Here is a 19,737-nt window from a genome sequence, read left to right on the forward strand (position 1 = left end):
CTCCTGGCTGATGATCGCGCTGCCTCTCCTGGGAGCGGCGATCCTGCTGCTGGGCGGCCGCCGTACCAACGGCTGGGGGCATCTGCTCGGGGTCGCCATGTCCCTCGGCGCCTTCGTGGTCGCCGTGCTCTCCTTCGTGCAGATGCTCGGGCTCGACGACAGCCGACGCCGCCAGGCCGTGGAGCTGTTCGACTTCATCCCCGGCATGGTCAAGATGGGGCTGCTGATCGACCCGCTGTCGATCAGCTTCGCGCTCCTGATCACGGGTGTCGGGTCGCTGATCCACATCTACTCGATCGGCTACATGTCGCACGACCCGGACAGGAGGCGCTTCTTCGCCTACCTGAACCTGTTCGTCGCGGCCATGCTGCTGCTGGTGCTGGCCGACAACTACGTCGGCCTCTACATCGGCTGGGAAGGCGTCGGTCTGGCGTCCTACCTGCTGATCGGCTTCTGGCAGCACAAGCCGTCCGCGGCCACCGCGGCCAAGAAGGCGTTCATCGTCAACCGCGTCGGCGACTTCGGCCTCGCGATCGGCATCTTCACGATCTGGACGACGTTCGGATCGGTCGCCTACGGCCCGGTCTTCGAGGTGGCGGGCGAGGCCGACCAGGGCGTGCTCACCGCCATCGGCCTGCTGCTGCTCCTCGGCGCCTGCGGTAAGTCCGCGCAGCTCCCGCTCCAGTCGTGGCTGCTGGACGCGATGGAGGGCCCGACCCCGGTCTCGGCCCTCATCCACGCCGCCACCATGGTCACCGCCGGCGTCTACCTGGTCGTGCGGTCCGGGGCCATCTTCGAGGCCGCGAGCACCGCGCAGTTCGTCGTCACCATCGTCGGCGTCGCCACGCTGCTCGCCGGTGCGATCATCGGTTGCGCCAAGGACGACATCAAGAAGGCCCTCGCCGGCTCCACGATGTCGCAGATCGGCTACATGATGCTGGCCGCGGGCCTCGGCCCGGTCGGCTACGCCTTCGCCATCGCCCACCTCATCACCCACGGCTTCTTCAAGGCCAACATGTTCCTCGGCGCCGGATCGGTCATGCACGCCATGAACGACGAGGTGGACATGAGGAAATACGGTGGGCTGTTCTCCGTGATGAAGGTCACCGCCATCACGTTCGGCATCGGCTACCTGGCGATCATCGGCTTCCCGCTGCTGTCCGGCTACTTCACCAAGGACGGCATCATCGAGTCCGCCATGCACGTCAACCCGGTCCTCGGCTGGCTCGCCGTGGCGGGCGCGGGCATCACCGGCTTCTACATGTCGCGCGTGATGTTCATGACCTTCTTCGGCAAGCGCCGCTGGGCCCCCGACGCGCACCCGCACGAGTCGCCCGCCGTGATGACGATCCCGCTGGTGATCCTCTCCATCGGCTCGGTCTTCCTCGGCGCCTACCTCATCCTCGGCAACCGCCTGATGCTGTTCCTCGCGCCCGCGGTCGGCCGACCCGCGGACCTGCCCGGCTTCCACCCGTTCAGCGCCCCCGGCCTCACCACCCTCGCGCTGGTCGCCGTCGGCGCCGCCATCGCGTGGGCGAAGTACGGCAGGGCCGAGGTGCCGCAGGTCGCCCCGCGCGGCTCGTTCCTCACCACGTTCGCCCGCCGCGACCTGTACGGCGACGCCCTGAACGAGTCGCTCTTCATGCGCCCCGGCCAATGGCTCACCCGCATCGCGGTGTTCTTTGACAACCGCGCCGTGGACGGCCTGGTCAACGGCCTGGCCGCGGGCATCGGCGGCACGTCGGGACGGATGCGCCGCCTGCAGAACGGCTTCGTCCGGTCTTACGCGTTGTCCATCCTCTTCGGTGCCGCGATGGTTGTCGGTGCCCTGCTCTACGTTGGGACCCTGTGATGCCCTGGCTTTCGATCCTGATAGCCGTGCCCGTCCTGGGCTCGGTGGGGGTGGCCCTCCTCCCCAAGGGCGCCGACAAGCTGGCCAAGCAGCTCACGCTGGCTGTCTCGCTGATCGTGCTCGGCCTCACCATCGCGATGGCCGTGCAGTTCTCGCCGGGCAGCACCGACCGCTTCCAGTTCGCCGAGACCTACCGGTGGATCCCGAGCTTCGGCGTCCACTTCGGGGTCGGCGTCGACGGCATCGCCCTGGTGCTGATCGCCCTGTCGGCCGTGCTGGTGCCAATCGTCGTCCTCGCCTCCTGGCACGACGCCGACGCCCCCACCGCCAAACGGTCCGTCAAGGCGTACTTCTCGCTGCTGCTCCTCCTCGAAGCCATGATGGTCGGCGTCTTCGCCGCCACCGACGTGTTCCTCTTCTACGTCTTCTTCGAGGCCATGCTCATCCCGATGTACTTCATGATCGGGTCATACGGCGGAGCCCAGCGGTCCTACGCCGCGGTCAAGTTCCTGCTCTACTCGCTGTTCGGCGGCCTGCTGATGCTGGTGGCCGTGATCGCGCTCTACGTGATCGCGGACAAGGGCACGTTCATGTTCCCCGAGCTGATCGGGGCCATCACCGACCCGGCGACGCAGAAGTGGCTGTTCCTCGGCTTCTTCATCGCCTTCGCCATCAAGGCCCCGCTGTGGCCGTTCCACACCTGGCTGCCCGACGCGGCGGCCCAGGCCCCGGCGGGCGCCGCCGTACTCCTCGTGGGCGTGCTGGACAAGGTCGGCACCTACGGCATGCTCCGCTTCTGCCTGGAGCTGTTCCCGGACGCCTCCAAGTTCTTCACCCCGCTCGTGCTGGTGCTCTCGGTCGTCGGCATCGTCTACGGCGCGATCGTCGCCATCGGACAGACCGACATGAAGCGCCTCATCGCCTACACCTCGATCTCGCACTTCGGCTTCATCGCCATGGGCGTGTTCGCGATGACCGCCAACGCCGCCTCCGGCGCGACGCTCTACATGGTCAACCACGGCTTCTCGACCGGCGCGCTGTTCCTCATCGCCGGCTTCCTGATCTACCGCCGGGGCTCGCACCACATCCAGGACTACGGAGGGGTCCAGAAGGTCGCGCCCGTGCTCGCGGGCACCTTCCTGGTCGCCGGCCTGTCCGGCCTCGCCCTCCCCGGCCTGTCGACCTTCGTGAGCGAGTTCATGGTGCTGATCGGCACCTACGAGCGCTACGTGGTTCCCGCGATCATCGCCACCTCCGGCGTGGTCCTGGCCGCGATCTACATCCTGTGGATGTACCAGCGCGTGGCCAACGGCCCGACCGCCGAAAAGGTGCAGGGCATGCGAGACCTCGACAGCCGAGAGAAGTGGGTCATCGTCCCGCTGCTCGCGCTGATCGTCGCGCTCGGCTTCTTCCCCAAGCCGATCCTCGACGTGATCAACCCCGCGGTGGACAAGACGCTGGCCAACGTCTCGGTGACCGAGTTCAAGCCGGCCGTCCCCGCCGTCGCCGAGCCGAAGGGAGCCGGTGAGTGAACGACATCGCCGCGCCGACCATTGAATACGGGCAGCTCGCACCGATGCTGCTCGTCTTCGGGGCGGCCGTCCTCGGAGTGCTCGTCGAGGCGTTCGCCCCGCGCTATCTGCGCAGGTCCATCCACATCCCGCTGACGCTGGCCGCACTGGTCGGGTCGTTCGCCCTGGTCCTCGTCCAGGTGTTCGTCAGCGGCGTCCCGACCTCGCCCGCCGCCATGGGCGCGGTCGCCGTCGACGGACCCACCCTGTTCCTGTGGGGCGTCATCGCGGCGCTCGCGTTCGTCAGCGTGCTGCTGATCAACGACGAGGACAACTTCGTCGCGCAGGCGGCAGCCGTACCGGGCAGTGCGGACGAGGAAGACGCGGAGATCGCCGGGTTCTCCCAGACCGAGGTCTACCCGCTCGTCCTGTTCGCCGTGGGCGGCATGCTGCTGTTCACCGCGTCCAACGACCTGCTGATCATGTTCGTGGCCCTTGAGGTCATGTCGCTGCCGCTCTACCTGCTGTGCGGGCTGGCCCGGCGCCGCCGCCTCCTCTCCCAGGAGGCCGCGGTCAAGTACTTCCTGCTCGGAGCCTTCTCGTCGGCGTTCTTCCTGTTCGGCATGGCCATGGTGTACGGCTTCGCCGGATCGGTCGGCCTGAGCGACATCAACGCCGCGCTGCCCAATGTCGGCGGACAGGAGCCCCTCCTGGTCCTCGGCACCGCGCTGCTCGGCGTGGGCCTCCTGTTCAAGATCGGCGCCGCGCCGTTCCAGGCGTGGAAGCCCGACGTCTACCAGGGTGCGCCCACCCCCATCACCGCCCTGATGGCCTCCGGCACGCTCGTCGCCGCCTTCGGCGCGCTGCTGCGCGTCTTCTGGGTGGCGCTCGGTAACTTCGACTGGGACTGGCGCCCCGTCATGTGGGGTGTGGCAATTCTCACGATGGTCGCCGGTGCGATCCTCGCCATCACCCAGACCGACATCAAGCGCATGCTCGCCTACTCGTCCATCGCGCACGCGGGTTTCCTGCTCACGGGCGTGATCGCGACCGGCGCGGCCGAGCAGAACCGCGACGCGCTGTCCGGCATCCTGTTCTACCTGCTCGTCTACGGCATCACCACCGTCGGAGCCTTCGCCATCGTCACGATGGTCCGCGACGCCGGTGGCGAAGCCGGCCACCTGTCCCGCTGGGCGGGGCTCGGCAAGCGGTCGCCGATGCTCGCCGGAGTCTTCGCGTTCTTCCTGCTGGCCTTCGCCGGCATCCCGCTGACCAGCGGATTCTTCGGAAAGTACGCGGTGTTCTCGGCGGCGGTGGCCGGCGGCGTGCTGCCGCTCGTCCTCGTGGGCGTCGTCAGTTCCGCCATCGCCGCGTTCTTCTACGTGCGGGTCATCGTGCTGATGTTCTTCAGCGACCCGGCGGCGGACGGACCGACGGTCGTCGGCCCCTCCGTGGGCACTGCTTCGGTGGTCGCCGTCGCGGCAGCGGCTACCGTAGTGCTTGGAGTGTTTCCGGAGCCCATGCTTGATCTGGCCGACAAGGCCGCTTCCGCGTTGTTCGTTCGATAGGAGTTCCCTTGGCCGCGCCACCGGTAGTTGACCTGCCATTCGTCGACGAACGGTTGGCGCGGGACGTGGCCGGCGGATTGGCCGCCGTCGAGAAACTCCTCCGCTCGTCTGTCGAGAGCGAGGACGCCTTCGTCACGGAGGCGTCCAGGCATCTCATCGAGGCGGGCGGCAAGCGCTTCCGCGCCATGCTGGTCCTGCTCGCCGCGCAGTTCGGCTCAGGCACCGCCCCGGGCGTCGTTCCCGGGGCGGTCGTCATGGAGCTCACCCACCTCGCGACCCTCTACCACGACGACGTCATGGACGAGGCCCGCGTCCGCCGTGGCTCGCCCTCGGCCAACGCCCGGTGGGACAACACCGTGGCCATCCTCACCGGCGACTACCTGTTCGCCCAGGCCTCCGAGATCCTCGCCGACCTCGGGGCCGAACTCATCCGCATCCAGGCCCAGACCTTCTCCCGCCTGGTGCGCGGGCAGATCCGCGAGACCATCGGGCCGCGGGACGGCGAAGACCCCATCAAGCACTACATCGACGTGCTCGCCGACAAGACCGGGTCCCTGATCGCCACCTCCGGGCGCTTCGGCGCCATGCTCGCCGGAGCCCCCGACGACATCATCGACCGCGTCACCCGCGCCTGCGAGGCCATCGGAGTCGGCTGGCAGCTCGGCGACGACCTCATCGATGTCGCCGCCACGTCCGCCGAATCCGGCAAACTACCCGGCACCGACCTACGCGAAGGCATCCGCACGCTGCCCGTGCTCTACGTGCTCTCCTCCACCGACCCCGCCGACGCGCGCCTGCGCGAGCTGCTCGCCGGTCCCGTGGGGGAGGAGGACATCGAGGAGGCCCTCACGCTGCTGCGGTCCCACGTCGCCATGGAGCGTGCCCGTGCCGAGCTGCTCGACTGGACCGACCGGGCCCGCCGCGATCTGGCCGCCCTGCCCGACATTCCGGCCAGGGCCGCGTTCATGGCCCTGTGTGACTACGTCGTAGAGCGTTCCGGCTGAACGACGGGGGCGGCGGCCTTCACGGCGGTCGCCGTACGGCGTGCGCGGTGGGCGTGGCGCAGGCTGTCCCAGCTGAAGACCGACAGAGCCGCCCACACAATCGCGAACCCGACCCAGCGGCTCGGAGGCATGACCTCCTTGGCGATCAGCACGCCGCAGAGGAACTGGATCACCGGGGCGATGTACTGCAACAGCCCGATCGTCGTCAGCGGCACCCGGATGGCCGCCGCCGTGAAGAACAGCAGCGGCACCGCCGTCACCAGTCCCGCGCCTGCCAGCAGCAGCGCATGCAGCGCCCCGTTGTGGCCGAAAGTGCCGACGCCGCTCTGCTCCAACACGACGAGGTAGACGAGGGCGGGGGCGAGTAGCACCAGCGTCTCCATCGCCAAGCTCTCCGCCGCCCCCACGTTCGCGGTCTTCTTGACCAGCCCGTAGCACCCGAAGCTGAACGCGAGCACCAGCGCGATCCACGGCGGCCGGCCGTAGTCCACCGCCAGCACCACCACCGCCACCGCGCCCAGCCCCACCGCGGCCCACTGCCACGGCCGAAGGCGCTCCCGCAGGACCAGCACGCCGAACAGCACGCTCACCAGCGGGTTGATGAAGTAGCCGAAGGCGCTCTCCACCACCCGGCCGGTGTTGACGCCGTAGATGTACATGCCCCAGTTGATCGAGATGAGCACCGCGGCCAGGGTCAACAGGGCCAGCTTGCGCGGCTGCCGTACGATCACGCGGAACCACGACCAGTAGCGCCGCACCGCCAGGATCGCCAGCACCGCGACCAGTGACCACGCCATGCGGTGCGCGAGGATCTCCAGCGGCGTGGAGGGCTTCACGAGCGGCCAGTAGAGGGGGAACAAGCCCCACATGGTGTAGGCGGCGATGCCGTAGAGGACACCCCTGCGAGACTCAGGCATGTACTACATCTTTACTGCTTACAGCATTTAACACAAATAAGTATCACTTGTTGGACTATTAAGCATTGCTAACGGGAATCGCGGATGCCGCATCATGGTTGATGAGCAAGGTAGAGAGCTGATGGAGGAAGACATGGGCTGGCTGTTCGGCACCACAACCACGATGGTCTCGGCCGACGAGGCACTCCCCGGCCGCGACACCGCCGTGGCCGTCGCCGAGCGCCACGCCGTCCTCGACGCCCCACTGGCTCCGCCGTACCCCGAAGGCTCCCAGGTCGCCGACTTCGCCCTCGGCTGCTTCTGGGGCGCCGAACGCAAGTTCTGGCAGACCCCCGGCGTCATCACCACCGCCGTCGGCTACCAGGGCGGCTACACGACCAACCCCACCTACGAGGAAGTCTGCACCGGCCGAACCGGCCACGCCGAAGTCGTCCGCGTCGTCTACGACCCCGCCAAGACCACCTACAACGCCCTGCTGAAGGTCTTCTGGGAAGCCCACGACCCCACCCAGGGCATGCGCCAAGGCAACGACGTCGGCACGCAGTACCGCTCCGCCGTCTACACCCACACCCCCGACCAGGAAAAAGCCGCCCTCGCCTCCCGCGACGCCTATCAGGCCGTCCTCACCGCCGCCGGCTACCCCGCCATCACCACCGAGCTCGCCCCGGCCCCCACGTTCTACTTTGCCGAGGACTACCACCAGCAGTACTTGTTCAAGAACCCCGACGGCTACTGCGGCATCGGCGGAACCGGCATGTCCTGCCCGATCGGCGTAACCCCCGCCGGCGACGCGTAGGCATGCGGTTGTTCCAACGTCTGGCTCTTGGTCGTCGGCTCAGCCGATCGATCGAGGGCCGGAGTCGTTTTCAGCGACAAGCTAGATTCGCGCCTTCAAGGAGCTCGATCGCCCGATAGCCCGACCCGATGGAAATCCTGGCGACGTCACCCGGTTCGCGGATCGTCCACGGTCGTGATCCAACAGTGCACGCACGATCTTTGCGCACTTTGCTGAAGCCAGGATCCGCCTTTTGCTACTACGAGTAGTAAACTGACTTCTATGAGCATGCCTGAGCGGGAATTCGCCCCGGGTAACGGGCCGGCGGCCAAGGTCAGCGTGTCCCTGAGGGCGGGCAACATCCGCGCTGTCCGAGAGCGGGTTGGAGCGCGCGGATTCTCCGCCTACGTTGATGCCGCGGTGGAGCGTCAGATCGAGCGGGATCTCTTGGAAGAGGCCCTACAGGCCAACGAGGCCGTTTCCGGGCCGATCCCGCAGTCTTTGCGTGACGAGGCGGCGGAGCTGTTCCGCCACGTCAGGTCGGCACCTGAGCTCCAGGAAGAGGACGGATGGCGCGCACACGAAGCAGGCTGAGCACGGGCACTGTGGTTCTCGACTGTGAGGGCCTCGTGAAGTGGTGCGAGGCAGACCAGCGTGTGACCGCATTCGTACGGGAGGCGCAGGATAACGACTTTCGGGTTGTGGTCAGCGCGATGACACCGATCGAGGCGCAAGGCGTTCGCGTCAAAAGCGATCGCCTCAGGTGGTACCTGTCCCGGCTGAAGATCGAACCTGTGACCGAGGACATCGCGTCACGGGCGATCGAGCTTCTTCGAGGCGCCCGCCTGCATGGTCACAAGTACGCCATCGACGCCGTGGTCGCGGCTACCGCGCTGCGCTCGGTGCGCCCGGTCATCGTTCTGACATCCGATGAGGACGACATGAGCAAGCTGTGCGGGAAAGCCGTGCAGGTGGTCCCCGTCTGAGTTCTGCGGCCATCCGGACGTGTCGGCCGCCGTCCTCGGCGTACACGGTGATTGCGAGCATGTCGACCATGCTGGCATGATTCGCGGGGCCGCTGATGAGCACAGGGCGGATCTGTGGGGGAACCGATTCACAGTGCTCACCGCCTCCGGCACACGTGGGACAAGCCGATCGTGAAGACAACGGGGAGATCCTCGATTATCAGGACGTGGACGAGGCGAGAGTCTTGTGATCTGGCTGGCAGGGGGAGCCGGATGACATACCCGATGTGGCCCGCCGACTTCGTGGCCTCGCGAGCCTCCTCGGATATTCATCGGCGTACTTGTCGACCTCCCTTACCACAATAGGTGTGGTGAACAGCCTGGAGACGTTGGCTCCGAGCACGTCGAGGCGATCGGCTTTGGCGAAGTGATGAATGACCATGGCGTCGGCTATGAGCGAGGGAAGAGGTTCTCCCATGCCGGCCACGCTCATGGGGCATCGTCCTCTTCGAGCCGGGGAGGCAGATCCGATGTGCTCTCAAGCTGCCCGTGCATCAGCTCCAGTGCCCGCTTGCTGGTGATCCGTCCTTGTCGGTACGCCGTCATCACGGCATGCGCGAAACTAGGGGGTACGCGGATGGCGTTGAGGTCTGGCTGAGGTGTCCAACCAAGAGAGTCTCTGAACTCCGCGTGTGTCGGTAGACATCCTCGAAGCTCTCTCTCTTCTGGCGGAGTTATCAGCTCAGCATTCCGAGCCTGGCGGAGAGCGAGAGTCCACGAAGTCCGGTACTCGGCCGCGAGTTTGACGAGGATCGATCGGCTTGTCGCCTTCGCTTCGCCAGCTCGGCGAACGGCTTCCACGGGCAGTAGGAGCTCTGCGGCAAAGGCTTCTACCAGCGCTTCGCGTTCTGCCCGCGATGCGCTGACTCCTATGTCGGACGAATATTCGTCACCCAGTACCAGGTGCCCGAGTTCGTGAGCCGCCGTGCTGCGCCGTCGGCCAGGGGCGTCATGGAGGCTCACTACGGCTGCTGCTACGTCACCGTCCACAGCTGAGGCTCCATCACCGGGAAGTTCCTTTGCCGAAGCGATGAGGCGAGTCGATAGTCACGTAGTCATAGAGACGCTTACGTCAATCTTTAGTGGGCGTCTGATCTGGGACGTACAAGGCTGAAGACGCCCAATGTGCAGTTGTCCTGTTTCTCCTCGCGGGCATCCACGCACGATCGTGGAATCGAGAACGTCCAGGTCGGCCCACTCGGGCCGACCTGGACGTCGTTGGTCAGGAGAGGTCGAACCGGTCGAGGTTCATGACCTTGTCCCATGCGGCGACGAAGTCGTTCACGAACTTCGCCTTGGCGTCGTCGCTCGCGTAGACCTCGGCGAGGGCGCGCAGCTCGGAGTTCGACCCGAAGAGCAGGTCGACACGGGAGCCGGTCCACTTGACCTCGCCGGTGGCGGCGTCGCGACCCTCGTAGGTGTTGCCGTCCTCGGAGGTTGACTTCCACGTCGTGCCCAGGTCGAGCAGGTTGACGAAGAAGTCGTTGGTGAGCGACCCGGGGGTCGTGGTGAAGGCGCCGAGCGGCGACTGCTGGTAGTTCGCGCCGAGGACGCGGAGACCACCGACGAGGACGGTCATCTCGGGGGCGCTCAGGGTGAGCAGGTTCGCCCGGTCGACGAGCAGGTACTCGGCCGGCAGCCGGACGCCCTTACCGAGGTAGTTGCGGAATCCGTCGGCGGCCGGCTCCAGCACGGCGAAGGACTCCACGTCGGTCTGCTCCAGCGACGCGTCCGCGCGGCCCGGCGTGAACGGGACCTGGACGTCGACGCCGGCGCTCTTGGCGGCCTGCTCGACGGCTGCGGCGCCGGCGAGGACGATCAGGTCGGCGAGCGAGACCTGCTTGCCGCTGGTCTGGGCGGCGTTGAAGGACTTCTGGATGTCCTCCAGGGCGCTCAGCACGGTCGCCAACTGGTCGGGCTCGTTGACCTCCCAGGCGCTCTGCGGCTCAAGGCGGATGCGCGCACCGTTGGCGCCGCCGCGCTTGTCGCCGCCGCGGAAGGTCGAGGCCGACGCCCACGCGGTGGAGACGAGCTGGGACACCGACAGGCCCGAGGCGAGGATCCGGCTCTTGAGGGAGGCGGCGTCCTCGGCGTCGATGAGCTCGTGCGTCACCGCGGGGATGGGGTCCTGCCACAGCAGCGTCTCGGCCGGAACCTCCGAGCCGAGGTAGCGCGCGACCGGGCCCATGTCGCGGTGGGTCAGCTTGAACCACGCACGGGCGAAGGCGTCCGCGAACTCGTCGGGGTTCTCAAGGAACCGCCGCGAGATCTGCTCGTAGATCGGGTCGATCCGGAGCGAGAGGTCGGTCGTGAGCATCGTGGGCGCGTGGCTCTTCGCCGGGTCGTGGGCGTCGGGGACCGTTCCGGCCCCGGCGCCGTCCTTCGGCCGCCACTGGTTCGCCCCGGCGGGGCTCTTGAACAGCTCCCACTCGTAGCCGAAGAGGATCTCGAAGAAGCTGTTGTCCCACGTCACCGGGGTGTTGGTCCAGATGCCCTCCAGACCGCTGGTGATCGTGTCACCGCCCTTGCCGCTGCCGTAGCTGCTCTTCCAGCCGAGGCCCTGGTCTTCGAGCGAGGCGGCCTCGGGGACGGGGCCGACGTGGTCTGCGGAGGCCGCACCGTGGGTCTTGCCGAAGGTGTGGCCGCCCGCGATCAGGGCGACGGTCTCCTCGTCGTTCATGGCCATCCGGCGGAACGTCTCACGGATGTCGCGGGCAGCCGCGAGCGGGTCCGGGTTGCCGTTCGGGCCTTCCGGGTTGACGTAGATGAGGCCCATCTGGACCGCGGCGAGGGGGTTCTCCAGTTCCCGATCGCCGGTGTAGCGCTCATCGCCGAGCCAGGTGGACTCGGGGCCCCAGTAGACGTCCTCGTCGGGCTCCCAGACGTCGGCGCGACCGCCGGCGAAGCCGAAGGTCTCGAAGCCCATCGTCTCCAGGGCGACGTTGCCGGCGAGGATCAGGAGGTCGGCCCAGGACAGGCTCTGGCCGTACTTCTTCTTGACCGGCCACAGCAGGCGGCGGGCCTTGTCGAGGTTCGCGTTGTCGGGCCAGCTGTTGATGGGGGCGAAGCGCTGCTGGCCGGCCCCGGCGCCGCCGCGGCCGTCGCTGATCCGGTAGGTGCCCGCGCTGTGCCAGGCCATCCGGATGATGAACGGGCCGTAGTGGCCGAAGTCGGCGGGCCACCAGTCCTGCGAGGTGGTCAGCGCCTCGGCGATGTCCCGCTTCACGGCCGGGAGGTCGAGGTTCTTGAATGCCTCCGCGTAGTCGAAGTCCTCGCCGAGAGGGTTGGCCACGGCCGGGTTCTTGGCAAGGATCTTCAGGTTGAGCCGCTCAGGCCACCACCGCTGGTTCACGCCTCCCTGGGTGGGGTGTGGCGTGCGCCCGTGTGCGACCGGGCAGCCGCCGGCCTCCGTCGTGGCGTCTACGACTATTGCGTCATGGTTCTCAGTCATGGGAATCCTTCCGGACTAAGCGGCCCACGGTGCTCAGGAGCTGCGGGCGGTGGAACAGTTGGGGCACAGGCCCCAGTAGATGACCTCGGCTTCGTCGATAGAGAAGCCGTGGTCGTCGGCCGCGGTCAGGCAGGGAGCCTTCCCGACGGCGCAGTCAACGTCGACAACGGCACCGCATGACCGGCACACCAGGTGGTGATGGTTGTCACCGACGCGTCCCTCGTAGAGGGCCGGGCTGCCGGGCGGTTCGATCCGCCGTACGAGCCTCGCCGCGGTGAGCGCGTGGAGGGCCTCGTACACGGCTTGAAGTGAGATGTGGCCTACGCGGTCGCGCACCCCCGAGGCGATCGCCTCCACATCAAGGTGGTCACCTTCTCGAACGGTTTCGAGCAGTGCGACGCGCGCGGCCGTCACTCGCAGGCCTGCACCGCGCAGCTCCTCTGCGGTTGTCGGAGTCTGGGATGCGGTCATGGGACTAAAGGTACTCAAAAACACGAACTATGCAAAATAACGAATGATCCAAGTCTAGGCCTCAAGTGGCGTCGTCGTCCGGTTAGCGCGCTTCGGCGTGTCTTGGTGGCGGCGCGGGTCACGCGGGTCACGAGTGCGTGAGATCGATGATCAAGGGAAACGGTCCCGTGTGAGGGCGGGGACCGCAGGTGGCAGTTCGGCCTCCTGCAGTGGTCACCTCTGAGGATCGCCGTCTGTGAGTGCGAACATGCGCTGACTGTGACTTTTCGCCTGTTGTGGGTGATGGCTTGGCGCGGGCCTTGCGAGGGGTCAGCGGGGGCCGGGGGCGATGAGGGGGTTGGCGGGGTCGGTCGGGGCGGGGTGCTGGTCGAGATCGAGGTCGGCGTAGAGGTCGTGGCCGTCGGCCCAGCGGTTGAGCCAGTCCCGCAGGGTGGGGATGGTGAGGTGGATGCCCTGCGCGGGGTCGTCATCGGGGTCGTCGCAGGCGTCGGCGTCCCAGAGGTGGACGGGGTTGCCCGGTTCGGTGAGGGAGACGTACCAGTAGACCGAGCAGCCGGCGGCGACGAGGGGGAGCCCGAGGGTGTCGTAGGTCGTCGGCCACGTGGCGCTGCCGTACGCCCGGTGGCCGTGGGGTGGGATGCCGAGAATGTCGTAGGAGGGGCCGAATCCGCCGTTGCTCACCTCGGTATAGATCCTCCGGAGGAGTTCGGGGAGTTTGTGGTTGATGTGTCGCTCGTAGGTGTCGACCTCCGCGGGTGAGGCGGGGGCGTACGGAGGCTCGTGGGGGGCGTCCCGGAAGTACGCGAGGGCGGCCGGGGCTCCGGCGTCCACGATGGCGTCCTTCAGGTGGTCGGGGGCGTCCGGGGGCCACTCCGACGGGTCGGAGTCGTCGGTGCGGACTCGGTAAGAGGTGGCGTATGCGGTGATGGCATCGCCGTACTCGCTTTTGAGCCAATTCAGGGGCACGTAGACGGTGTCGTGGCGGCGGGCGGGGTCCCAGGCTCGGCGCCGAAGACGTTCGATCAGGTCATTGTCCGACATGTGGGACAGGATGCCAGGGGCACCGTACAGGCAGGTAAGCGTGGGATGACGTGTTGCGTACGGCACTGCCGGGCGCCGATGAAATCGGCGTGGAGCTGGGAATTCTGTCAAGTTTGTTATGTGTAAATGTTGATATGTGTGGAGGTGTGTCGGTGGCGGACTGTTCCCAGCTCAGTGCCACCGTGAGTGGCCGGGATTGGCGCCCTGAGGTTTCCAGGTCTGAAACCAGCCGATGTCAAAAGGTGCAATCACCATGTACGACAGTAAAGATTGATCTAACCTCTAAAAATGGATAGCGCCAGTCAAGGGGCGGCCGACCTGCTGACCGGGCTCGGGCAGGCCGCCGTGCGATTCGGGAACGTAGGCCGGGCTGTTCACCAGGCCCATCAGCCGTTCGTTCGCTGGGAGCCCTTCAGCCGGTTGTCGAGATCCGGTGTGGCCACGGGCATGGTCTTCGTCCTGCCGGATGGGCGCGAGGTGTGCTTCGAGGTCGGGGTCGCCATGGACGGCCAGGGGTTCCGGGTGCGGGGCGAGGTCTCCGACGAGGGGGAGCGGCTCGTGGAGCTGCCCGTTTCCGACACCGCGAACGTCCGCGAATGCCTGGTGGTGCTGCGTGCTTATGTGGGCGAGGTGACGGGTCCCGCCCGGCGGATCCTCGACGAGCGGATGGCGGCGCTGCACGAGCCGGACTGACCCGGAGCTGACGCCGACCGACGCCGCACTTCGCCGGCTCCAGCATCGCGGTCCTTCAGCATCGCGGTCCTCCGGCGTACAGGTCAGGTGTACGCCGGAAACCCCTTCACGTGGTCACAGGGCCTTGAGCCCCTGGAGTACTTCCCGCAGCAGCCCTTCCTGGGGCAGTTGGGCGACGGTGGCGGGCGGCCGGATGGAGACGAGGCCGCGTTCGCGCAGGTCGCCGAGGAGGACCTGCACCACGCGGAGGGGCAGCTTGGCCTCGGAGGCCACCTCCGCGATGGAGGAGGGCATGGAGCACGCCTTGAGCACCTGGATGTGCTCGGGGGCGAGGCCGACGGCCGGCGTGGCGTTGCCGGCGGCCGTACGGGTGACGATGGAGATCAGGTCGAAGCTTGCCCCCGTAGGCCGGGTGCGTCCGCGTGTCATCGTGTACGGGCGGATGATGGGACCCGCGTCGTGATCCATCCATCGTTCGCTCACGGGCCTGTTTCCTCCTCCGCGCGCCGCCATCCGGACTGGAACGTGCTCAGCAGGGTGCGGGAGGGGCCGTCGTCCGAGGTCGGCGACGCCACCTTTCCCGCGCCCGTTCCCGCGCCCTTTCCGGCACCGTTGGCCACCCCGTTCCCGGCCGCGGCGTCGGCGGCCGAGTGGAGAGCGGGACCGGTGTCCGTGAGGACGGGCGCGAGCATGGTCGGCTCCACGTTGAGATGACGGACCTGCCCCCCATTTTTCCCATTCTGCCCAATTGGAGCGCTCCGAGTGGCGGTCTGGCCGTATCGGCCTTTGCCGTTCTTGCGCACCCGCTTGGGCAGGCCGTTCTCCAGCTCCGCGTCCTCCTCAGGGGCGGACGGCTCCTCCGCCACCACCAGCGGGCGGGCGATGAGCACGATCGCCGTGGTCCCGCCGTACGGCGAAGCCCGGAACGAAACGTGGACGCCGTGCCGCTGGGCGAGCCTGCCAACGACGAACAGGCCGAGCCGGTCGCTGTCGGCGAGGTCGAACTCGGGCGGTTCGGAGAGCCTGGCGTTGAGCCGATCGAGCTCCTGCTGGGTCATGCCGAGCCCGCGGTCCTCGATTTCGAGCACATAGCCCCGCGCGACGTCTTCACCGCGCACCTCGACCTGGGTGTGGGGCGGGGAGAAGATGGCGGCGTTCTCGACGAGTTCGGCGACCAGGTGGATGACGTCGGTGACGGCGTTGCCGACGAGGGCGGGGCCCGGTGGCACGTTGATGGAGACCCTGAGGTAGTCCTCGACCTCCTCGACGGCCGCGCGCACGACGTCGAAGATCATGACGGGGTTGCGCCATCCGCGTCCGGGCACCGCGCCGGACAGGATGATCAGGCTTTCGGCGTGGCGGCGCATACGGGTGGTGAGGTGGTCGATGGCGAAGAGCTCGTCGAGGGTCTCCGGGTCGACCTCCTTGCGCTCCATGAACTCCAGCATCGAGAGCTGGCGGTGGAGCAGCGACTGGCTGCGCCGGGCGAGGTTGAGGAAGACCATGTTGACGCCCTTGCGCATCTCGGCCTGGCCGACGGCGGCGTCGACGGCGGTGTGCTGCACTGAGGCGAACGCCTCGGCGACGACCGCGATCTCCTCGGTGGTGCCGGTCTGGATGTCGGGCGCCTCGGCGGCGACGTCCACGTCTTCGCCTGTGCGGAGCCTGGTGACCAGGTTCGGCAGCCGCCGTTGGGCGAGGTCGAGGGCGGCGTTCTGCAGGCCGCTCAGCTCGGCGACCATCCTTCGGCCGAACCGGATCGAGATGAAGATCGAGGCGGCGACCGCGACGAGGCCGAGCCCGCCGGCGATGGCGATCTGCATGAGGACGGCCGTCGCGAGGGGGGTGGAGCGGTCCGTGATGACCTGGCCGCTCTCACCGCTGATGCGGTCGAAGGTGTCGGCGAGGTTCTTCGTGACGGCGTCCCAGGTGGCGGCCTCGCTCGGCAGTGGTTGGCCGGGGCGCACACTGGTGACGACGGCCCTCTCCACCTGCTCGAACTGCTGGTAGTCGCGTGAGCTCTGGACGCGCGAGTATGGCACGCGCAGCTCGTCGTCGAGCTGCCTGTAGCCCATCGAGTAGAGCATCGCTCGGTTGGTCACCATGTCACGGAAGGCGGCGTGCTCTTCGGAGCTGATGCGGCCGGAGGTGAGGACGCCAGACAGGAGGGCGGCCTGCTGGCTGAGGAGCTCGCGGCTGAGTCCGATGAGGTTGGCGGCCCTGGTCTGGTCGACGAGGTCGATGTCGGGGGAGACCCGCATGCGGTCGTAGACCTGGAAGGCGGCGCCGATGATCGCGTTGTAGCCCTCAAGGCTCTGCATCCGGGTGAAGTTGTCGGTGTCGACGCGGGCCCTGAGGTCGGGCAGACGGTTGGTCTGCTGGATCAGCTCGTTCAGCCGGTGCCGCATCTCCACAGGGGTCTCGGCCTGGATGCCGGTGGTCAGCGCCTTACGCTCAAGGTCCTTGAGGGCGATGGTGGTGGTGTTGCGCTGGCTGTCGAGGGCGGTGCGGTCGCCCACGTCGTCGCTGAGGAATATCAGTGAGAGCATGCGCTCGTGCTGGAGCGATGAGGTCACAGCGCGAACGGGGACGATGACGTTGTCGTAGACGGTCTTGATCCTGAGCAGTTCCTGCCCACTCCGGATGGTGATCGTGGCCGCGAATCCCCAGATCGCCACCAGGGAGACGATCGGGATGAGGAGTAAGGCGGCGATTTTCACCCGGATGGGGCGTCTGCGACGGCCCATCGGCACCTCGCATTCCGGGTTTCTCGATATCTAACAGTGGCGAAACAGTAGCAACCTCTGTGACCCCTCACTAGAGGGGTATCCAAAGTGGCGGCATTTTATTGAGTGATGGGTGTGACGGAGAGGCACGTCGCGTCCCATCCGGTGCGGAGTGGGAGCGAGTCGAAGATGCTCTCTCCGAGGGAGGCTCAAACGGTCCCCCCACACGCCTATCGTTGTATTTGTCGGGGAATTGAGTCAGGAATCGCGGCCCTGAGCCGCGTGTCCGGCGTGTGGGGGTGAAAGTCGACAGCCCCCTCTCCGTGAGGGGATCACCGCAGGAGGCGGCGGTGAATCGGGCGACGTCGCGTTGCGATGGGTAATCGATGAAATGCGTATCGTAGTCGCTGCTGCGGCGTAATAGTCAGCACCCCGGTTGACGGAGTTCGCGAACACAGTGAAAGGCATCGCAACCACTCAGAAGCATCCTCGGGGGAGGCGTTAGGAGAAGGCGATGCGTGCATAGTTTCCATGTCCAGTTGCATACTCTTTTGTATCCAATTTCTGGCATAGGTCTATGAATGGAACTGCCGGAAGCTGAAGCGCGTCTTCTTTGGGTAGTGGGTCTTCTTCAGCCGCGCACGATGAGTCGCGGGCCGGACACGGCTTGTAGGTGACTTGTCGGAAATGGAAACCGGTTTCACAGGCGATCCTTGCGAATCCGGTGGAAGAACTCCCGGTGAGACCGTACGAGGGAGATCGGATGACGTCCGTTCCGGAGCTGGTCGAAGTGGAGTTGGAGCGGGCCTGCGAGGCGGCCCGTGCGCGGGGGGCCGAGCTGGAGCGCGCCGGGGCGGTGCAGCTCGTCAGATACGCGCCGTCGGTGGTGACGGCCGAAGTGGACGACCATGCCGCTCATGTCGAGTTCGCCGTCGTGGACGGCGTGCTCACCTGCTTCTGCACCTGCCGGGACGGCCGAGCGGGCGAGTTCTGCGCACATTGCGTGGCCACCGCGCTCGCCGCCTGCCGACGGCGGGTGCGGTGGAGCGCAGGTCGTGACGGCGCCCGCCGCGCCGACCCCGACGCGGGGCACGCGCAGCGGGCGTAGGGCAGGGAGGTCTAGGGCGTAAACCGACTTGTCGCACGTTGTCTTGTTGTCAGACAATATGCCGATGATGCGTCATGGACCCCGCATGGTGGTCGCCGCCGGCGTGCTGTGGGGCACCGCGGCCACGGCGGGCACGATCGCGCTGCAGGCCGGGGTGGCGGCCGAGCCGCGCTCCCTGGCCGCGGCGCGCCTGGTGATCGGCGGAGCGGCGCTGGCCCTCGTGGCGGGAGCCGCGGCCTGGGGAGTGCTCCGCCGCCACCCGGTGACGATCCTGCTCGGCGCGGCGGCCGTCGCCGCCTACCAGCTCTGTTACTTCGCGGCCGTGGCCAGAACCGGCGTCGCGGTCGCGACCGTGGTCGCCATCGGCAGCGGCCCGGTCTTCACCGGGCTGCTGTCCTTCCTGTACGACCGGGTCAGGCCGACGCGGCGATGGGTTCTCGCCACGGGGGCGGCGGTGGCGGGCAGTGCCGTACTGATCGTCGGTGGCGACGCGCGGGTGGGCGGCGAGGTGCTGTCCGGCGTGCTGCTGGCGCTGGGCGGCGGTGTGCTCTACGCGTTCTACGCGGTCACCGCGGCCCGGGTGATCGGCTGGGGGTCCGACTCCAACGCCGTGATGGGCGCGATGTTCGGCGGTGCGGCGGTCTTCATGGCGCCGCTGCTCCTGGTCTTCGGCGCCTCCTGGCTGACCGGCCCCGCCGGCCTGACCGTCGCGCTCTACCTCGGCATCGCGACCACCGCCCTGGCCTACGTGCTGTACGGCAAGGGCCTGCGCACCACGCCCGTCGCCTCGGCGGCCACGCTGGCGCTGGCCGAGCCGGCGGTGGCGGCGCTGCTGGGCTTCGCCGTACTGAATGAGCCGTTGACGGTGATGTCGGCCTCGGGGCTTGCCCTGCTCGGGGTCGGACTTGTCGTGGTGGCCCTGCCCGAGAGGGCACAATCGACGGTGTGATCCTTCCCCTGCGGCCCGTCTCCGCGGTCGACGCATTGGCCGACGCGCTGCGCGGACGCGTGCTGTCGGGTGAGATCGCGCCGGGGACGCCGCTGCCGGAGCAGGAACTCGCGGCGGCGTACGGCGTGGCCAGGCCGACGGTTCGCGAGGCGCTCGCCGTCCTCGTGCATGAGGGGTTGCTCCGCAGGGAGCGCAACCGCAGCGCCTATGTGCCGGAGGTGACCGCGGCCGATCTGGCGGATTTGATGTTCGTGCGGGCGGCGCTGGAGGACCTCATGGCGGAGAGGCTCTGCGGGCGGCGGGTCGAGGCCGCCGAGCGGGCCCTCGACCGCATGGGGGCCCTGAGGTCCGACGCGCCCTGGTCGGAGATCGTGGCCGAGCACATGGCGTTCCACCACGCGTTGATCGACGCGGTGGGGAGCCCGCGGCTTTCGCGGCTCTACGGTGTGCTGGCGGCGGAGATGCGGCTGGGGGTGGTGCGCATGCGGCGGATGTATGAGGACCGGGAGGTGCTGGTGGCCGAGCACCGGGCCCTGCTGGAGGCGATCTCGCGGGGGCCGGTCGACGCCGCGCGGGCGGCCGTCGCCTCACATCTCGACCATACGTGGGGTGAGGTTTGACCGTGTCTCTTGCACCGGGGGCGTGG

19 protein-coding genes are annotated in these 19,737 nt (G+C 67.6%); 11 read left to right on the plus strand and 8 right to left on the minus strand.

Annotated features, from left to right (window positions below; all coding sequences use genetic code 11):
- The first annotated feature begins 10 nt into the window (after window positions 1–10).
- From nuoL to BLQ73_RS05850, 4 genes are read left to right on the plus strand one after another with little or no spacing between them, the layout of a single operon-like run.
- The gene (gene nuoL, locus BLQ73_RS05835; protein WP_093169275.1) at window positions 11–1,852 is read left to right on the plus strand and encodes an NADH-quinone oxidoreductase subunit L; all 1,842 of its coding nucleotides are present in this window, start codon (window positions 11–13) and stop codon (window positions 1,850–1,852) included.
- Window positions 1,852–3,384 carry an NADH-quinone oxidoreductase subunit M gene (locus BLQ73_RS05840; RefSeq protein ID WP_093169031.1) on the plus strand — a complete coding sequence of 511 codons (1,533 nt, stop codon included), beginning with the start codon at window positions 1,852–1,854 and terminating at the stop codon, window positions 3,382–3,384. The genes nuoL and BLQ73_RS05840 overlap by 1 nt, the downstream gene beginning before the upstream one ends.
- Complete coding sequence (nuoN, locus tag BLQ73_RS05845; protein WP_093169033.1) at window positions 3,381–4,931, plus strand: NADH-quinone oxidoreductase subunit NuoN; 1,551 nt, start codon at window positions 3,381–3,383, stop codon at window positions 4,929–4,931. Before BLQ73_RS05840 ends, nuoN begins: the two co-directional genes overlap by 4 nt.
- Before the next feature lie 8 nt (window positions 4,932–4,939).
- Entirely contained in the window at window positions 4,940–5,935 is a 996-nt protein-coding gene (locus tag BLQ73_RS05850; RefSeq protein WP_093169035.1) for a polyprenyl synthetase family protein, read from the plus strand.
- Here BLQ73_RS05850 and rarD read toward each other — a convergent pair.
- On the minus strand, window positions 5,911–6,852 hold the full coding sequence (gene rarD, locus BLQ73_RS05855; protein ID WP_093169037.1) for an EamA family transporter RarD: 942 nt from the start codon (window positions 6,850–6,852) through the stop codon (window positions 5,911–5,913). The genes BLQ73_RS05850 and rarD overlap by 25 nt on opposite strands.
- Window positions 6,853–6,985: 133 nt before the next feature.
- On the opposite strand from rarD, the gene msrA reads away from it, so the two are divergent.
- From msrA to BLQ73_RS05870, 3 genes are all read left to right on the plus strand, one after another.
- A complete protein-coding gene (gene msrA, locus BLQ73_RS05860; RefSeq protein ID WP_093169277.1) occupies window positions 6,986–7,648 on the plus strand; it encodes a peptide-methionine (S)-S-oxide reductase MsrA in 663 nt (220 codons plus the stop codon).
- A 261-nt stretch (window positions 7,649–7,909) separates the two neighbouring features.
- The gene (locus BLQ73_RS05865) at window positions 7,910–8,221 is read left to right on the plus strand and encodes a hypothetical protein (protein WP_176955291.1); all 312 of its coding nucleotides are present in this window, start codon (window positions 7,910–7,912) and stop codon (window positions 8,219–8,221) included.
- Between the two features lie 62 nt (window positions 8,222–8,283).
- On the plus strand, window positions 8,284–8,613 hold the full coding sequence (locus BLQ73_RS05870) for a type II toxin-antitoxin system VapC family toxin (RefSeq protein ID WP_245690822.1): 330 nt from the start codon (window positions 8,284–8,286) through the stop codon (window positions 8,611–8,613).
- Between the two features lie 199 nt (window positions 8,614–8,812).
- On the opposite strand, the gene BLQ73_RS31005 is transcribed toward BLQ73_RS05870, so the two are convergent.
- The 5 genes from BLQ73_RS31005 to BLQ73_RS05890 all read right to left on the minus strand — a co-directional run bounded on the left by BLQ73_RS31005 (window position 8,813) and on the right by BLQ73_RS05890 (window position 13,615).
- Complete coding sequence (locus BLQ73_RS31005) at window positions 8,813–9,085, minus strand: hypothetical protein (RefSeq protein WP_143020142.1); 273 nt, start codon at window positions 9,083–9,085, stop codon at window positions 8,813–8,815.
- Entirely contained in the window at window positions 9,082–9,555 is a 474-nt protein-coding gene (locus tag BLQ73_RS05875) for an ImmA/IrrE family metallo-endopeptidase (RefSeq protein ID WP_245690837.1), read from the minus strand. Before BLQ73_RS05875 ends, BLQ73_RS31005 begins: the two co-directional genes overlap by 4 nt.
- A 319-nt stretch (window positions 9,556–9,874) precedes the next feature.
- On the minus strand, window positions 9,875–12,103 hold the full coding sequence (katG, locus tag BLQ73_RS05880; protein WP_093169044.1) for a catalase/peroxidase HPI: 2,229 nt from the start codon (window positions 12,101–12,103) through the stop codon (window positions 9,875–9,877).
- 33 nt (window positions 12,104–12,136) lie between these two features.
- Complete coding sequence (locus BLQ73_RS05885; RefSeq protein ID WP_093169047.1) at window positions 12,137–12,574, minus strand: Fur family transcriptional regulator; 438 nt, start codon at window positions 12,572–12,574, stop codon at window positions 12,137–12,139.
- Between the two features lie 309 nt (window positions 12,575–12,883).
- Complete coding sequence (locus BLQ73_RS05890) at window positions 12,884–13,615, minus strand: SMI1/KNR4 family protein (RefSeq protein ID WP_093169049.1); 732 nt, start codon at window positions 13,613–13,615, stop codon at window positions 12,884–12,886.
- 288 nt (window positions 13,616–13,903) lie between these two features.
- Between BLQ73_RS05890 and BLQ73_RS05895 the strand changes: the two genes are divergently transcribed.
- Window positions 13,904–14,308 carry a hypothetical protein gene (locus BLQ73_RS05895; RefSeq protein WP_093169051.1) on the plus strand — a complete coding sequence of 135 codons (405 nt, stop codon included), beginning with the start codon at window positions 13,904–13,906 and terminating at the stop codon, window positions 14,306–14,308.
- 114 nt (window positions 14,309–14,422) lie between these two features.
- Here BLQ73_RS05895 and BLQ73_RS05900 read toward each other — a convergent pair whose 3' ends face one another.
- Together BLQ73_RS05900 and BLQ73_RS05905 are read right to left on the minus strand one after the other, a co-directional pair.
- Window positions 14,423–14,791: a DUF742 domain-containing protein gene (locus tag BLQ73_RS05900; protein WP_245690823.1), complete on the minus strand. Its 369-nt coding sequence runs from the start codon at window positions 14,789–14,791 to the stop codon at window positions 14,423–14,425.
- Window positions 14,788–17,055 carry a sensor histidine kinase gene (locus tag BLQ73_RS05905; RefSeq protein WP_093169055.1) on the minus strand — a complete coding sequence of 756 codons (2,268 nt, stop codon included), beginning with the start codon at window positions 17,053–17,055 and terminating at the stop codon, window positions 14,788–14,790. Before BLQ73_RS05905 ends, BLQ73_RS05900 begins: the two co-directional genes overlap by 4 nt.
- Window positions 17,056–17,797: 742 nt before the next feature.
- Between BLQ73_RS05905 and BLQ73_RS05910 the strand changes: the two genes are divergently transcribed.
- The 3 genes from BLQ73_RS05910 to BLQ73_RS05920 all read left to right on the plus strand — a co-directional run bounded on the left by BLQ73_RS05910 (window position 17,798) and on the right by BLQ73_RS05920 (window position 19,711).
- Window positions 17,798–18,142 carry a hypothetical protein gene (locus BLQ73_RS05910; protein WP_093169057.1) on the plus strand — a complete coding sequence of 115 codons (345 nt, stop codon included), beginning with the start codon at window positions 17,798–17,800 and terminating at the stop codon, window positions 18,140–18,142.
- 64 nt (window positions 18,143–18,206) lie between these two features.
- A complete protein-coding gene (locus BLQ73_RS05915; RefSeq protein ID WP_245690824.1) occupies window positions 18,207–19,091 on the plus strand; it encodes a DMT family transporter in 885 nt (294 codons plus the stop codon).
- The gene (locus tag BLQ73_RS05920) at window positions 19,088–19,711 is read left to right on the plus strand and encodes a GntR family transcriptional regulator (RefSeq protein WP_093169059.1); all 624 of its coding nucleotides are present in this window, start codon (window positions 19,088–19,090) and stop codon (window positions 19,709–19,711) included. Before BLQ73_RS05915 ends, BLQ73_RS05920 begins: the two co-directional genes overlap by 4 nt.
- Window positions 19,712–19,737 lie beyond the last annotated feature (26 nt).

This window comes from Sinosporangium album (genome assembly GCF_900100605.1).
Taxonomy (GTDB): Bacteria; Actinomycetota; Actinomycetes; order Streptosporangiales; family Streptosporangiaceae; genus Sinosporangium; species Sinosporangium album.